At 72.8% G+C, this 14,743-nt stretch carries 14 protein-coding genes; 11 read left to right on the forward strand and 3 right to left on the reverse strand.

The window, feature by feature from the left end:
* Positions 1–153 precede the first annotated feature (153 nt).
* The 6 genes from L7D48_RS02090 (at position 154) to L7D48_RS02115 (ending at position 5,537) form a co-directional block, all read left to right on the forward strand.
* Positions 154–801, forward strand: a complete 648-nt coding sequence (locus tag L7D48_RS02090) for an HAD family phosphatase (RefSeq protein WP_237876805.1) — start codon at positions 154–156, stop codon at positions 799–801.
* Positions 802–905: 104 nt separating this feature from the next.
* Positions 906–2,081 carry an acetoin utilization protein AcuC gene (locus L7D48_RS02095; protein WP_237876807.1) on the forward strand — a complete coding sequence of 392 codons (1,176 nt, stop codon included), beginning with the start codon at positions 906–908 and terminating at the stop codon, positions 2,079–2,081.
* 685 nt (positions 2,082–2,766) lie between these two features.
* Complete coding sequence (locus L7D48_RS02100; protein ID WP_158238993.1) at positions 2,767–2,979, forward strand: helix-turn-helix domain-containing protein; 213 nt, start codon at positions 2,767–2,769, stop codon at positions 2,977–2,979.
* A 128-nt stretch (positions 2,980–3,107) separates the two neighbouring features.
* Positions 3,108–3,206, forward strand: coding sequence for a 30S ribosomal protein bS22 (locus L7D48_RS02105; RefSeq protein WP_003948845.1), 99 nt, complete (start codon positions 3,108–3,110; stop codon positions 3,204–3,206).
* A gap of 230 nt (positions 3,207–3,436) precedes the next feature.
* Complete coding sequence (locus tag L7D48_RS02110; protein WP_237876809.1) at positions 3,437–4,468, forward strand: NAD-dependent epimerase/dehydratase family protein; 1,032 nt, start codon at positions 3,437–3,439, stop codon at positions 4,466–4,468.
* Positions 4,461–5,537 (forward strand): lysophospholipid acyltransferase family protein, encoded by a 1,077-nt coding sequence (locus L7D48_RS02115; RefSeq protein WP_237876811.1) that lies wholly within the window; start codon positions 4,461–4,463, stop codon positions 5,535–5,537. The genes L7D48_RS02110 and L7D48_RS02115 overlap by 8 nt, the downstream gene beginning before the upstream one ends.
* Positions 5,538–5,645: 108 nt before the next feature.
* On the opposite strand, the gene L7D48_RS02120 is transcribed toward L7D48_RS02115, so the two are convergent.
* The 3 genes from L7D48_RS02120 to L7D48_RS02130 all read right to left on the reverse strand — a co-directional run bounded on the left by L7D48_RS02120 (position 5,646) and on the right by L7D48_RS02130 (position 9,183).
* Entirely contained in the window at positions 5,646–6,932 is a 1,287-nt protein-coding gene (locus tag L7D48_RS02120) for a DUF5667 domain-containing protein (RefSeq protein WP_237876813.1), read from the reverse strand.
* Positions 6,933–7,154: 222 nt separating this feature from the next.
* The gene (locus tag L7D48_RS02125; RefSeq protein WP_093852038.1) at positions 7,155–7,934 is read right to left on the reverse strand and encodes an ECF subfamily RNA polymerase sigma factor, BldN family; all 780 of its coding nucleotides are present in this window, start codon (positions 7,932–7,934) and stop codon (positions 7,155–7,157) included.
* Between the two features lie 310 nt (positions 7,935–8,244).
* Positions 8,245–9,183: an HAD family phosphatase gene (locus L7D48_RS02130; RefSeq protein ID WP_093660380.1), complete on the reverse strand. Its 939-nt coding sequence runs from the start codon at positions 9,181–9,183 to the stop codon at positions 8,245–8,247.
* A 167-nt stretch (positions 9,184–9,350) separates the two neighbouring features.
* On the opposite strand from L7D48_RS02130, the gene L7D48_RS02135 reads away from it, so the two are divergent.
* The 5 genes from L7D48_RS02135 to L7D48_RS02155 all read left to right on the forward strand — a co-directional run bounded on the left by L7D48_RS02135 (position 9,351) and on the right by L7D48_RS02155 (position 14,708).
* Positions 9,351–9,596: a glutaredoxin family protein gene (locus tag L7D48_RS02135; RefSeq protein WP_374490664.1), complete on the forward strand. Its 246-nt coding sequence runs from the start codon at positions 9,351–9,353 to the stop codon at positions 9,594–9,596.
* 283 nt (positions 9,597–9,879) lie between these two features.
* Positions 9,880–10,671 carry a redox-sensing transcriptional repressor Rex gene (locus tag L7D48_RS02140; protein WP_237876817.1) on the forward strand — a complete coding sequence of 264 codons (792 nt, stop codon included), beginning with the start codon at positions 9,880–9,882 and terminating at the stop codon, positions 10,669–10,671.
* A 73-nt stretch (positions 10,672–10,744) separates the two neighbouring features.
* Positions 10,745–12,088, forward strand: coding sequence for a glutamyl-tRNA reductase (locus tag L7D48_RS02145; protein ID WP_237876819.1), 1,344 nt, complete (start codon positions 10,745–10,747; stop codon positions 12,086–12,088).
* Entirely contained in the window at positions 12,085–13,065 is a 981-nt protein-coding gene (hemC, locus tag L7D48_RS02150) for a hydroxymethylbilane synthase (RefSeq protein ID WP_237876821.1), read from the forward strand. The genes L7D48_RS02145 and hemC overlap by 4 nt, the downstream gene beginning before the upstream one ends.
* The gene (locus L7D48_RS02155) at positions 13,062–14,708 is read left to right on the forward strand and encodes a bifunctional uroporphyrinogen-III C-methyltransferase/uroporphyrinogen-III synthase (RefSeq protein ID WP_237876823.1); all 1,647 of its coding nucleotides are present in this window, start codon (positions 13,062–13,064) and stop codon (positions 14,706–14,708) included. The genes hemC and L7D48_RS02155 overlap by 4 nt, the downstream gene beginning before the upstream one ends.
* The last annotated feature ends 35 nt before the right edge of the window (positions 14,709–14,743 follow it).

The raw sequence follows: 14,743 nt of genomic DNA on the forward strand, positions 1-14,743 counted from the left end.
AGCTAAGCCTCTCAGCGCCGATGGTACTGCATGGGGGACCGTGTGGGAGAGTAGGACGCCGCCGAACAAAATGTGAAGAGAATGCCCTGCCGGGTTCCCGGCAGGGCATTCTCGCGTTTACGGGACCTTTCGTGTGTTCGGGTTGGGTGGCCTATGCGTTATGACCTGGTGATCTTCGACAACGACGGTGTCCTGGTGGACAGCGAGCCGATATCCAACCGGATTCTCGCGGCCTACCTGACGGAACTGGGGCATCCGACCACCTATGAGGAGTCCATCCGGGACTACATGGGCTCCGCCATGCACCGGATTCACGATCTGATCCTGGAGCGCTCGGGGCAGCGCCTGCCCCACGACTTCGACGCCGTCTTCCACGGCCGGGTCTTCGACGCCTTCCGGCGTGATCTGCTGCCCGTCCCCGGTGTGGGCGAGGTGTTGCGGAAGCTCGACACCGAAAACGTGCCGTACTGCGTGGCTTCGTCCGGCAGTCATGAGCGGATAAGAGTGGCGCTGGGGAGGACCGGGCTGTACGAGCGGTTCGGGGAGAAGCGTGTCTTCAGCGCGCAGGACGTCGGGCGGGGAAAGCCCGCACCGGATCTCTTCCTCCACGCCGCGGAGGTGATGGGGGTGCCACCCGAGCGCTGTGCCGTGGTCGAGGACAGTCCTCTGGGCGTGCGGGCGGCCGTCGCGGCGGGGATGGACGTGTACGGGTTCACCGCCATGACGCCGGCGGAGAGGCTGCCGGGGGCGGTGGCGTTGTTCTCCGCCATGGACGAACTGCCCGCACTCCTCCTGGCCTGAGACGGCCTGGGCCGGGCGGGGAGGCGCCCGGGCGGCCGGACTGTCCGTTCGCGGCGGTGTGGGCGGCCGTGTGGCTCCTCGGGCCGCCCGATACGGTGGCCGGTATGAGCGGCGGCGCACAGTTGATGTGGGACGAGGCGGTCACCGGATACGACTTCGGGCCCGGGCACCCGATGGACCCGGTGCGCCTGAGGCTGACCATGGAACTCGTCGAGGCGTTCGGGCTGCCCCGCGCCTCCGGGCTGAAGGTGGTGGCCGCGGCGTCCGCGGGCGACTCCACGCTCAGGCTCGTGCACCGTTCCGACTACATCGACACCGTGCGCCGGATCTCCGCGGACCCCCGGGCGGCGGACGGGTCGTACGGCATCGGGACCGAGGACGACCCGGCCTTCGAGCGTATGCACGAGGTCTCGGCGCTGATCGCCGGGCAGTCGGTCGGTGCCGCCGAGGCGGTGTGGCGGGGGGACGTCCTCCACGGCGTGAACTTCGCCGGCGGACTGCACCACGCGATGCCGGGCGGCGCGGCCGGCTTCTGTGTCTACAACGACGCCTCCCTGGCCATTGCCCGGCTGCTGGAGCTGGGCGCCGAACGGGTGGCCTACGTGGACATCGACGTCCACCACGGGGACGGCGTCCAGGCGGCCTTCTGGGACGATCCGCGGGTGATGACGGTGTCGCTGCACGAGCACCCGCGCATGCTCTTCCCCGGCACCGGCTGGCCGGAGGAGACCGGCGGGGAGAAGGCGGAGGGAAGCGCGGTCAACATCGCCGTCCCGCCCGGCACGTCCGACGGCGGATGGCTGCGGGCGCTGCACGCGGTGGTGCCGGAACTGCTGCGTTCCTTCCGTCCGCAGGTGCTGGTGACCCAGCACGGCGCCGACACGCACATCGAGGACCCCCTGGCGCATCTGGCGGTGACCGTCGACGCGCAGCGGGCGGCCGCCGAGGCCTGCCACGACTGGGCGCACGAGTACGCGGAGGGACGCTGGGTCGCGCTCGGCGGGGGCGGTTACGCGGTGGTCGACGTCGTACCGCGCGCCTGGACGCATCTGGTGGCGATCGCGGCGGGCGAGCCGATCGCGCCGAAGACCATGATTCCGGAGGACTGGCGGCGGCAGGTGTACGCGCACACCCGGCAGGACGCGCCGCGGCGGATGACGGACGGGCGCGAGCCGGTGTGGTCGGAGTGGGAGGCGGGTTACGACCCGGCGAGCGCCCTGGACCAGGCGGTGCTGGCCGCGCGGCGCTCGGTGTATCCGGCGCACGGGCTGCTGCCCTGAGCCGCCGCGGGACACGGTCGCGGGCGGGCCCCGAACCGGGCTCGCAGCCGTGTCCCGGCACAGTCGGGCCGGCTGGGCGCACCCGGCCGGCTCACGGATTCCTACGCTCCCCGTCCGGTGCCCTGTAGGCGGGACGACCTCCCGTTCTCGTATCGGCGCAGGGGAGATGTGTCGACATGGCGACCCGGTTCGGGGTACGTCCACCGGCCCGTCGGTGCTTGCGGAGGGTCGCGCTGGCCCGGACGGAGGGAGCGCACCTGTCGCCCGGTGCGCCGGGCGTACGCCCCCACTCGCCCTTCCCCGGGCGTGCGGTCCTCGCCGCCGCGGTGGTGGCCGGGACCGCGGCGGAGCCGGCGGCCGGGGGCCGTGAACGGGCAGCGGGGCAGGTCAGCCGGGTGCCGGGGCGTCGAGCCGGTGGACGGGGGCGGCCCTGCGGCGTCCGCCGCCCGGCCGGGCGGGCGGCGTCGGCGGCTGTTCCGGTACGTGACTCCTCGGTGTCATGCGGTCACCGTCCGCCTGTGTGCTATGTGCCCAATCGTTCCCGTCTGTCACATTGAGAGACTGATGGCTACTCCTCTTCCCCACTCGCATCACCCGCCCCTAATCTGGGGAGGAGCGCGCATGCGAGCAGGAGACACCGGAGGGGAAGCCGGTGCCCGACATGTGCGGAAGGTTCAGGTGTGACATGGCTGCTGCCGAGAGGCCTCTGAACGAGGTCGTGTTCCTGACCGTGGCGGAAGTCGCCTCGGTGATGCGAGTGTCCAAGATGACCGTGTACCGCCTGGTGCACAGCGGTCATCTGCCGGCGATCCGGGTGGGCAGGTCCTTCCGGGTGCCGGAGCAGGCCGTCCACGAGTACCTCCGCGAGTCGTACGTGGAGGCGGAGAAGAGCGCGTAACCGCGGAACGACGGGCTTGTGGCCCCCTTGTGTCACGAGCACTACCCGGCGCCGGGTAGGCTGGGCCGACGTAGGTCGTGTGGGCTCGGACGCCCCGCACCGAGTGACGAAGTGAGCGAGGGTAAGTCGTGGGCTCTGTTATCAAGAAGCGGCGCAAGCGGATGGCCAAGAAGAAGCACCGCAAGCTGCTCAAGCGCACGCGCGTTCAGCGCCGCAACAAGAAGTGAGCGGGCGCGCCGCACACTGACCACCGCCCTCCCACCGCCGTGTCGGTGGGAGGGCGGTGGCGTTCCGCCGTGGAGCGGCGGCCAGCCGATACGGTGGCCGCGGACCGCCCGCAACCGGTCTGGGACCAGGCCGTGAGGAACGGTGGGGAACGGCGAGGAACACGGAGGGCCGCCGGGGCCCGTGGCAGGCCTCCCGGAGGCGCTCCGCCGCACGCTGAGAGGGAGCAACGTTGGGCAAGGTCGTGCTCGTCACTGGCGTCGCCCGCCGGCTCGGCGGGCGCTTCGTACGGCGGATCCTGCGCGAGCCCGATGTCGACCGGGTCGTCGGGGTGGACGCCGTGCCGCCCGGACACCACCTCGGCGGGGCGGAGTTCGTCCGCGCCGACATCCGGCAGCCCTCGGTCGCCGGGGTACTGGCCGAGCACGGTGTGGACACCGTCGTGCACCTGGACGTCAGCGGGGTGCAGCTCCTGCCCGGCACCCGCGCGTCGGTCAAGGAGACCAACGTCATCGGCACCATGCAGCTCCTGGGCGCGTGCCAGAAGGCGCCGTCCGTGCGGCGGGTGGTGGTGAAGTCCAGCACGAACGTCTACGGCTCCTCGTCCCGCGATCCGGCGGTGTTCACCGAGACCACGCCGGCCAAGGCGCTGCCCGGCGGCGGCTTCACCAAGGACATCGTGGAGGTCGAGGAGTACGTGCGCGGGTTCGCCCGCCGCCGCCCCGACGTGGCGGTGACCGTGCTGCGCTTCGCCAACATCCTCGGCCCCGGCGCGGAAACCCCGCTCGCGGAGTACTTCCGGCTGCCGGTGCTGCCGACCGTCCTCGGATACGACCCGCGGCTGCAGTTCGTCCACGAGGACGACGTCGTCGAGGTGCTGCGGCTGTCGGCCGGGGAGCCGCGGCGCGGCACGCTCAACGCGGGGACGTTCAACATCGCCGGTGACGGGGTACTGCTGCTGTCCCAGGCCGCGCGGCGGCTGGGACGGCCCACGCTGCCCCTGCTGCTGCCGGCGATCCGGTGGACGGGGACGGCGCTGCGCACGGTCGGTGTCACGGACTTCTCGGCCGAGCAGATCCGGCTGCTGACACACGGCAGGGTCGTGGAGACCACGCAGATGCGCGAGGTCCTCGGCTTCGAGCCGCGGTACACCACGGCCGGAGCCTTCGCCGACTTCGCGCGCGCAGGGGGTCCGGGGCTGCTGCCGCCGGAGAGACTCGCACACGCGGTGGACCGTATCGAGGAGGTCGTCCGCCATGGCTGACGCCAAGGTCATCCCATTCGACGACGACCGGTCGCGCGGCGGCCCGGGACGGACCGCCCGGGGACGGGCGGCGGGCGGCGGACGCCGTACGGGGGGCGACGGCGGCCGTACCGGCCAGGAGGAGGACCGGGGCGGCGCGCAGCCGCCGCTCGCGGCCGTGCCCGGTGCCGATTCACAGGCCGGCCCGGGGAGCGCTCCGGGGACGCGGCGGGAGGACCGGGCGGACCGGGGCGACTGGGACCGCAGGATCGCCGAGGGGCTGGCCTTCCTGCGGCGGCGGATCACCGGGGAGTACGAGGTCGACGAGTTCGGTTACGACGCCGACCTCACCGAGCACGTGCTGCTGTCGGCGCTCCGGCCGGTGTACGAGAAGTACTTCCGGGTCGAGGTGCTCGGCATCGAGAACATCCCCTCCGAGGGCGGCGCGCTGGTGGTCGCCAACCACTCCGGAACCCTGCCGCTGGACGCGCTGATGCTCCAGGTCGCCGTGCACGACCACCATCCGGCGGAGCGGGCCCTGCGGCTGCTGGCGGCCGATCTGGTCTTCATGCTGCCGGTCGTCAACGAGCTGGCCCGGAAGGCCGGGCACACCCTGGCGTGCACGGAGGACGCCCAGCGGCTGCTGGAGCGGGGCGAGATCGTCGGCGTGATGCCGGAGGGCTTCAAGGGGCTGGGGAAACCGTTCTCCGAGCGCTACAAGCTCCAGCGCTTCGGACGCGGCGGCTTCGTCTCCACGGCGCTGCGGGCAGGGGTGCCGATCGTGCCGTGCTCGATCGTCGGGGCGGAGGAGATCTACCCGATGGTGGGCGACTTCAGGACGCTGGCGCGGCTGCTGGGCATCCCGTACTTCCCCATCACGCCCACCTTCCCCTGGCTGGGGCCGCTGGGGATGGTGCCGCTGCCGACGAAGTGGACGATCCAGTTCGGCGAGCCGGTCCCGATGGACGACTATCCGCCGGAGGCGGTCGACGATCCGATGCTGATGTTCAACCTCACCGACCAGGTGCGCGAGACGATCCAGCACACCCTCTACCGGCTGCTGGTGAGGCGGCGTTCGGTGTTCTTCTGAGCGGTGCTCCGCGGGCACGCGCCCTGTGGGAACGCGCTCCGCGGTACGAGTTCCCACGGAGTGCGCCCCGGGCGGCCGGTGCCCCTGCGGACACCGGCCGCCCGTCCGTCAGTCGGAGTCGTCGCCCGCCTCGATGCCCAGCCCCGGCAGGAGGTTCGGGAGGAGCGGCGGGATGGTGATGTCCGGTTCGGGGAGCCGGGGGGCACCGTCCGGTGTCTTCGACGCGCCGCCCTCGCCGGGGGAGGGCTCCAGCAGATCGCCGGGGTCGGGCAGAAGCCTCTCCCCGTCCGGGTCGGTGGAGCCGGACGAGCCGGACGGGCTGGGCTGCCGTTCGCCGCCCCGGTCGTCTTCCTCCTCGCCGTCCGCACCGCTCTCGCCGGGCACGGGTGACGACGGCCGGTCCGTACGGCCGGCGCCCGGCCGGTCGCCGCGGTCGGTGTCGGCGGCGGAGTCCGTGTCCTCCTGCGCGGAGTCCAGCAGGGGCCTGAGCGGGCCGACTTCGTCCTCTATGGCGTCGAAGAGCGAACTGACCTCGTCGCCCACGTCGGTGAGCTGGACGGGAAGACCCGCGCGCACCTCGTCCCACTTGGCGCGGTGGGACCGGGAGAAGGACGACAGCGAGCGGATCGGCGCGATCTCGCCCTCGCGCTCGTAGGCCTGGCTGAGCAGCCGGTGGCCCTCGGAGACGTCGTCGCGCATGTGGGAGAGCGTCCTGCGGATGTCGCCGAGCGACTCGTGGTCCAGCGGGCCCGACCGGCCGCGCTCCAGCAGGCGCCGGGCCTCGTTCAACCGTGTGGAGGCGTGGTCCAGATGGACCTCGCCGCGGTCGGCCTCGTCGCCCGCCATGCCGAGTCTGAGGTCCTCCATGCCGAGTTTGAGGCCGTAGAGGGTGTCGCCGGGCAGGGCGTCGGTGCTGGCCACGGCGGCTCCACTGAGGGCGCCCGCCGCGACCCCGAAGCCCAGGCCGCCCGCAGCCAGCCCCTTGGTGAGTCTCGTTCTCGGGCGCAGTCTGCTCAACGGGCTCCGCGGAGAGGCCCGGTGGGCCCCGCCGCGCTCCGTGCGGGCGGAGCGCGGTCCGGGGACCGAGGCGCCCTCGCCGCTCCCGGCGAAGGCGTTCTCCACGGCTGCGAGGAGCTGTGCCCGCTGGGCGGCCTTGACGTCGGGGTCCATCGCCGGTTTCGGCAGGGCGTCGAGCCTGTCGGCCAGCGACAGCAGCGCCGTGCGCTCGTCGGACGGCCCGCCCGTCGGTCCGGCCTCCGTCCTCTCCGCCTTCCCGGCCGGGACTTCGGGGGGCCCGCCCCCGGACCGTTCGGCCGCCGCACCCTCGGACTCGCGCTCGTCGAGGGCCTGGGCGAAGGCGTTTGCCCGCCGGCTCGGCGATACGGCTCCCATCACGGGCGGCACCTCCTCTCGTCAGCACAGTCGACTCCCTGCCCCACAGGAGGGTTGCACGGCCGTACGGGAGCGGCGGCTCGGGCGCCGCAGTCCGGACGCGACGGGCCGCGGGGAGTCTGCAAACCGCACAACGACCACCGGCCGACGGGGTTACGCCCCGGCGGGGGCGCGATCGCCCTGCCGACCGCCGCGAAACGGAACGTCACCGCACGTCACCGCATGTCATCGGCTGTCCTCCGGCAGCAGCCGGGCCAGGGTCCGTACCGCCCGGTACTGGAGGGTTTTGATCGCGCCCTCGTTCTTCCCCATGACCCGCGCGGTCTCGGCGACCGACAGACCCTGCAGGAAGCGGAGCGTCACGCACTCCTGCTGCTGCGGGTTGAGCCGGCGGACGGCGTCCAGCAGGGCGGCGTTGGAGAGGGACTCCAGGACCGAGTCCTCCGGGCTGCGCTCCACCTCGTTGGCGTCGAGCATCTCGCCGGTGGTCACCTCGAGGCGGAAGCGGCTCGACTTGAAGTGGTCCGCCACCAGGTTGCGCGCGATGGTGACCAGCCAGGCGCCGAAGTCCCGGCCCTGCCAGGTGAAGGTGCCGATCCGGCGCAGGGCGCGCAGGAACGTCTCGCTGGTGAGGTCCTCGGCCGTGGCCCGGCCGCCGACGCGGTAGTAGATGTAGCGGTAGACGGTGTCGGAGTACTGGTCGTAGAGGCGCCCGAAGGCCTCGGCCTCGCCGCCCTGGGCGCGTTCGACGAGGTCCATCATGCGGCGGCTGTCGCCGTCGACCGGACGCCGGGCGGCGCCCGGGGCGGCCGCGGCGCGCGTGCGCCGGCCCACCGCGGCGGTGCCGGCGGCTCCCTCGGCCAGGGCGTAGACGGGGCCTGCGGGGACAGGTGCGGCGAGGGCGGGGACGGCGTGCGCGGGGGGGACGAGGACGCGCAGCTGGTCGATGACCAGCGTGCGCAGCGCAGCCAGGCCCGAGGCGTCAACCCCGACGTGTGGGTACACGGGACTCCCAGAGGCAGAGCTTCCATCACGTGCAGTGCGGGACCGTCCGCCCGTCACAAGGGCGTGTGGACACCGGATTGCGTCTGAGGAGAATAACGCTTCGTACAGACCGTGCTACACCTAGTCGCCGAAATCGCCGGTTAGGTTTGCTCTGTTACGCGTTTGCGGTTGCCCGGACGGCGAACCGGGGTGCCGATGCGATCGGTTCGTGTCGCTTTCCGATCGAATCGGCGGTTCGCTTGTGGCCGGGAGTGGTTTCCGACCGAACTGGCGACCGGTGCGACTGCTCGGAGGCGGCTTCGGCGCGGCTTCAGCGGCGGCGGCGCTGGATCGCCATGGCCGCGGCGGCGCCTCCGGCCACCGCGCCCACCCCGGCCGCGGCCGGGATGCCCACCTTCGCGGCCTTCCTGCCGGTCCGGTAGTCGCGCAGCCGCCAGCCCCGCTCGCGCGCGTGGGCGCGCAGCCTGCTGTCGGGGTTGATGGCGTACGGGTGCCCGACCAGCGAGAGCATCGGGATGTCGTTGGCCGAGTCGCTGTAGGCGGCGCAGCGGGAGAGGTCCAGGTCCTCGGCGGCGGCCAGCGCGCGCACCGCCTCCGCCTTCGCCGGACCGTGCAGCGGCTCGCCGACCAGGCGCCCGGTGTAGACGCCGTCGACGGACTCGGCGACCGTACCCAGGGCGCCGGTCAGCCCCAGTCTGCGGGCGATGATCGTGGCGGTCTCCACGGGAGCGGCGGTGACCAGCCACACCTTCTGGCCCGCGTCCAGGTGCGCCTGGGCGAGCGCGCGGGTGCCCGGCCAGATCCGGCCGGCCATGTACTCGTCGTAGATCTCCTCGCCGATCTCCATCAGCTCCGAGACGCGGTGGCCCTTGACGATGGACAGCGCGCTGTCGCGGGCGTCCTGCATGTGCTCGGCGTTCTCCGAGCCCGCGAGCCGGAACCAGGCCTGCTGCCAGGCGAAGCGGAACAGTTCGCGCTTGTGGAAGAACTTCCGCTTGTACAGGCCGCGGCCGAAGTGGAACAGGGCCGCGCCCTGCATGATCGTGTTGTCCAGGTCGAAGAAGGCCGCGGCCCTGGTGTCCCCGTGGACCGGGAACTCCGGCTCCGCCGGTTTCCCCGCCTCGCCGGGGGCGAGCGCGTCGACCTCCCGCGAGGTCTTGCGCGCCGCCTCGGCGGCGGCCTCGCCTGCGAGAACGCTGCGAGCCGTCGCCGAACGCCTGCGGGGAACGAGCCATCCAAGTGCGGCCATGCCGCGAGCATAGCCAGTGTTCCGTGGGGTTCCGGTGACGGAGGGGTGTCGGCAGGGCGGTGACTGCGCCAACCGGGGAAAGCGCGTTCCGGACCGGGCCGGGGGACGGGCGAGGACGTGGCGGGGAGGCGGCGGGAAGAGTGGCGGGGACCGGGCGCGGCGGCACAATGGCGGTCATGAAGACCGTCACGCTCATCGGCAAACCCGGGTGCCATCTGTGCGACGACGCCCGCGCGGTGGTCAGCGAGGTGTGCGCGCAACTGGGCGCGCGCTGGGAGGAGAAGGACATCACGCAGGACGAGGAGCTGTACCGCCGTTACTGGGAGCAGATCCCGGTGGTGCTCGTGGACGGCGCGCAGCACGACTTCTGGCGGGTGGACCCGAGGCGGCTGCGCGCGGCGCTGGAGGGGTGATCCGCAGCCGCCGCCGGCGGGCCCGCGGCGGGGGTCCGGCCGCGTCTCGACCGCTCCTCGAGGCGTCCCACGGCCGACGGGCGTATACGTGGGAGGCGTTCCGGGCGGGATCCGGTTCCGTGCGGCGCGTGTGGCACCGGTCACTTTGGCCGGACAAAGCGGACACCGTCTTTGTGCACACGTTCACAAAGACATAGCCTGGGCGGGACGGAGCGGTCCGGACGCATGTCCAGCGGGTGTCCAGCGGGGCCGCTCACCGTTCCGCTCAGACGGCAGGAGCACCGTGGCAACTGGCCGAACACACCGACCGGCGACCCGTAGCCGAGGGATCCCCGAGGCCACCGTCGCCCGGCTTCCGCTGTACCTGCGGGCGCTCACCGCGCTCTCCGAGCGCTCGGTGCCCACGGTCTCCTCGGAGGAGCTGGCGGCCGCCGCCGGCGTCAACTCCGCCAAGCTGCGCAAGGACTTCTCCTACCTCGGCTCGTACGGCACGCGCGGTGTGGGCTACGACGTCGAGTACCTCGTCTACCAGATCTCCCGCGAGCTGGGCCTGACACAGGACTGGCCCGTCGTGATCGTCGGCATCGGAAACCTGGGCGCCGCGCTCGCCAACTACGGCGGCTTCGCCTCCAGGGGCTTCAGGGTCGCCGCACTGATCGACGCGGACCCGTCGATGGCCGGAAAGCCGGTCGCGGGCATACCGGTGCAGCACACCGACGAACTCGAGACGATCATCGAGGAGAACGGCGTCTCCATCGGCGTCATCGCCACCCCCGCCGGAGCCGCGCAGCAGGTCTGCGACCGGCTCGTGGCCGCCGGGGTGACCTCCATCCTCAACTTCGCGCCGACCGTGCTGTCCGTGCCCGACGGGGTGGACGTGCGCAAGGTCGACCTCTCCATAGAACTGCAGATCCTCGCCTTCCACGAGCAGCGCAAGGCCGGTGAGGAGGCGCCCGGCGAGGGCGGTGCGGACACCACCCCGCCCGCGGCACCGCCCGCCGCGGCCGTGCGCCGCCGCGGCGAGGGAACCGAACCGGGGCCTGACGGGGACGTGCCCGCCGTGATGCCCGCATGAACGAACGAGCGACCGTGAGACGCGTCACGCGCGCACCGTACGCCGCGCGGTCCGAGCGGAGCGGGGGAGGCACATGAGTCTGCTGGTAGTGGGGCTGAGCCACCGCAGCGCACCGGTGAGTGTCCTGGAGAGGGCCTCGCTGGCGCCCGAGGTGCGCGGCAAGCTCCTGCAGGACGCGGTCGGAGCCGAGCCCGCCTCCGAGGCGGCGGTGCTCTCCACCTGCAACCGCACCGAGCTCTACGCCGACGTCGACAAGTTCCACGCCGGCGTCGCCGAGCTGTCCTCCCTGCTGGCCCGCTACAGCGGCGTCGACCTGGAGGAGCTGACCCCGTACCTGTACGTCCACTACGAGGACCGGGCCGTCCACCACCTGTTCTCGGTGGCCTGCGGGCTGGACTCGATGGTCGTCGGCGAGGGGCAGATCCTCGGCCAGATCAAGGACGCGCTGGCCGTGGCGCAGGACCAGCACACCGCCGGGCGGCTGATGAACGACCTGTTCCAGCAGGCGCTGCGGGTCGGCAAGCGGGCGCACAGCGAGACCGGCATCGACCGGGCCGGGCAGTCCCTGGTCACCTTCGGCCTGGAGCAGCTCGCGGCCGGGCGCCCGGTCGCCGAGTGGGCACGCGGTCGGCGCGCCCTGGTGATCGGCGCCGGCTCGATGTCCTCCCTGGCCGCCACGGTGCTCGCACGCGCCGGCGTCACCGAACTGGTGATCGCCAACAGGACGCTGGAGCGCGCCCGCCGCCTGGCCGCCGGGCTCCACGGCGGCGGGCTCACCGCGCGCGCCGTGCCCGTCCACGAGATACCCGCCGAGCTCCCGCACGCGGACGTCGCCGTCTCCTGCACCGGGGCCACCGGGCTGGTGCTGACGGCCGGCGACCTGTCGGCCGCGCTCACCGCGCGTGCGCGAGCCCATGGCTCCCGCGAGGAGCCGATGGCGCTGCTCGACCTGGCCATGCCCCGTGACATCGACGCCGCCGCGCACCGCCTGGAAGGCGTACGGTTGGTGGACATCGAGTCGCTGGCCGAGGCCTCCGCCGACGCGCCCATGGCCGCGGACGTCGACAAGGTGCGCGGCATCGTCGCCGACGAGGTCGCGGCCTTCGGTGCGGCCCAGCGGGCCGCGACGATCACGCCCACCGTGGTCGCGCTGCGCGCCATGGCCGCCGACGTCGTCGCGGCCGAGATGGCGCGCCTGGACGGGCGCCTCCCCGGACTCGACGCCAAACAGCGCGCCGAGATCACCCAGACCGTGCGCCGGGTCGTCGACAAGCTGCTGCACGCGCCGACCGTGCGCGTCAAGCAGCTCGCCGGCGAACCGGGCGGCGCCGGATACGCCGACGCGCTGCGAGAGCTCTTCGACCTCGACCCGCAGACCGTGGCGGCCGTCAGTAACCCCGAACAGGAGCGGCAATGAGCACCAACGCACCCCAGCCGCTGAAGCTGGGCACCCGCCGCAGCCGACTCGCCATGGCCCAGTCCGGGCAGGTGGCCGAGCGCGTCCGGCGGCTCACCGGCAGGCCCGTCGAGCTGGTGGAGATCACCACCTTCGGCGACGTCTCCCGTGAGCACCTCGCCCGGATCGGCGGCACAGGGGTCTTCGTCTCCGCGCTGCGCGACGCGCTGCTCGGCGGCGAGATCGACTTCGCCGTTCACTCGCTGAAGGACCTTCCCACCGACCAGCCGGAGCAGCTCGCGCTGGCGGCCGTGCCCGCCCGGGAGGACCCCCGTGACGCGCTGGTCGCCCGCGACGGCCTCACCTTCGAGGAACTGCCCGACGGGGCGCGGGTCGGCACCGGTTCGCCGCGCCGCATGGCGCAGCTGGCCGCCTGGGCCCGGTCGCTGGGCCGGGATGTGGAGATCGTGCCGATCCGGGGCAACGTCGACACCCGCATCGGATACGTGCGCTCCGGCGAACTGGACGCGGTCGTCCTCGCCGCCGCCGGTCTCAGGCGCGTCGGCCTGATCGGCGAGGCCACCGAACTGCTCGACCCCGGCGCGGTGCTGCCCGCACCCGGCCAGGGGGCGCTGGCCGTCGAGTGCGCGGCCTCGCGCCCCGACCTCGCAGCCCTGCTCGCCGAGCTCGACGACCCGCGCACGCGGGTCGCCGTGACCGCCGAGCGAACCCTGCTCTCCGCTCTGGAAGCCGGTTGCAGTGCGCCCGTCGGCGCACTGGCCGACTTCCCGGCGGCAGGGCAGGATGTCACCGAACTGCGCCTGCGCGGTGTCGTCGGCACGACCGACGGCGCCACACTGGTGCAGTTGTCCACCACCGGTCGCGTACCGGCGTCCGACGGTGAGCTCCTCTCCCTGGCCCAGGCCATGGGGCGCGAACTCGCCGACGAGATGCTCGCCAAGGGCGCGGCCGGTCTGATGGGGGAGCGAGCACATTGAACCCCACCACCGATCACTCGTACGGCACCCACGGGCACGTCACCTTCCTCGGTGCCGGGCCCGGGGACCCGGGACTGCTGACGCTTCGCGCCGTCGAGGCGCTGGCGCAGGCCGATGTACTGGTCGCCGACCCGCAGGTGTACGACGTCGTGCGGGCGCACGTGCGGGCAGGTGTCGACACCCCGCTCCAGACGGCAGGTGACGACACGTCAACAGCATCCGCGGGTGCCGACGATGCCGTAAATCTTGTCATGAGGGCCGTGCGGGGCGGCAAGCGGGTCGTCCGTGCGGTCGCCGGCGACCCCGGCCTCGACGCGGACGCGGCGAGCGAGATGCTGGCCTGCGCCTCCGAGGGCGTCACCTTCGAGGTCGTGCCGGGCATCGCCAACGCGGTCGGGGTCCCCGCCTACGCGGGTGTGCCGCTGCGCAACGGTCACGGCGCGGACGTGCGCTTCCTGGACGCTCGGACCGCCGACGCCCAGGCGTGGAACGAGGTCGGCGCCAGCGACGCCACCCTCGTGGTCTCCACGACCCTGGAGACGGTCGCCGCCACCGCCGCCGAGCTGGTCACCGCGGGCCGCAAGCCCGACACCCCGCTGACCGTCACCGTCGACGGCACCACCACCCGGCAGCGCACCTGGACGGCGACGCTGGGCTCCATCGCCCAGACCCTCAAGGCCGCCAAGGTGCTGCCCGCGGCGAACGGCTCCCGGCCGGCGATAGCCGTGGTCGGCGAGCTCAGCGCCGCCGCTCAGCGCGACCGGCTCGCGTGGTTCGAGTCCAAGCCGCTGTTCGGCTGGCAGGTGCTGGTGCCCCGCACCAAGGAGCAGGCCGCCTCGCTCTCCGACCAGCTGCGCTCCTACGGCGCGGTGCCCAGCGAGGTGCCCACCATCGCCGTGGAGCCCCCGCGCACCCCGCAGCAGATGGAGCGCGCGGTCAAGGGCCTGGTCACCGGCCGCTACGAGTGGATCGCCTTCACCTCGGTCAACGCCGTCAGGGCGGTGCGCGAGAAGTTCGAGGAGTACGGCCTGGACGCCCGAGCCTTCGCCGGGATCAAGGTCGCGGCCGTCGGCGACCAGACCGCGAAGGCGCTGGTCGACTTCGGCGTCAAGCCCGACCTGGTGCCCAGCGGCGAGCAGTCCGCGGCCGGGCTCCTGGAGGACTGGCCGCCCTACGACCCGGTCTTCGACCCGATCGACCGCGTCTTCCTGCCGCGCGCCGACATCGCCACCGAGACGCTGGTGGCGGGTCTGATCGAACTGGGCTGGGAGGTCGACGACGTCACCGCCTACCGGACGGTGCGCGCCTCGCCGCCGCCGGCCGAGACGCGGGAGGCGATCAAGGGCGGCGGGTTCGACGCCGTGCTGTTCACCTCCTCCTCCACCGTCCGCAACCTCGTCGGGATCGCGGGCAAGCCGCACAACGTGACGGTCATCGCCTGCATCGGTCCGGCGACGGCGAAGACCGCCGAGGAGCACGGGCTGCGGGTGGACGTCATGGCGCCGGAGCCGTCGGTGCACAAGCTGGCCGAGGCGCTGGCGGAGTTCGGCGCCAGGCGCCGGGACGCGATGATCGAGGCCGGCGAGGCGGTGCAGCGCCCCAGCGAGAAGCGTCCGACCAGGAGGAGGGCACGGACATCGTGACGATCGGCGAGAGCACCTACGGCAGCGGTTACGGC

The organism is Streptomyces sp. ICN903 (genome assembly GCF_022015835.1).
GTDB classification, from domain to species: Bacteria; Actinomycetota; Actinomycetes; order Streptomycetales; family Streptomycetaceae; genus Streptomyces; species Streptomyces fenghuangensis.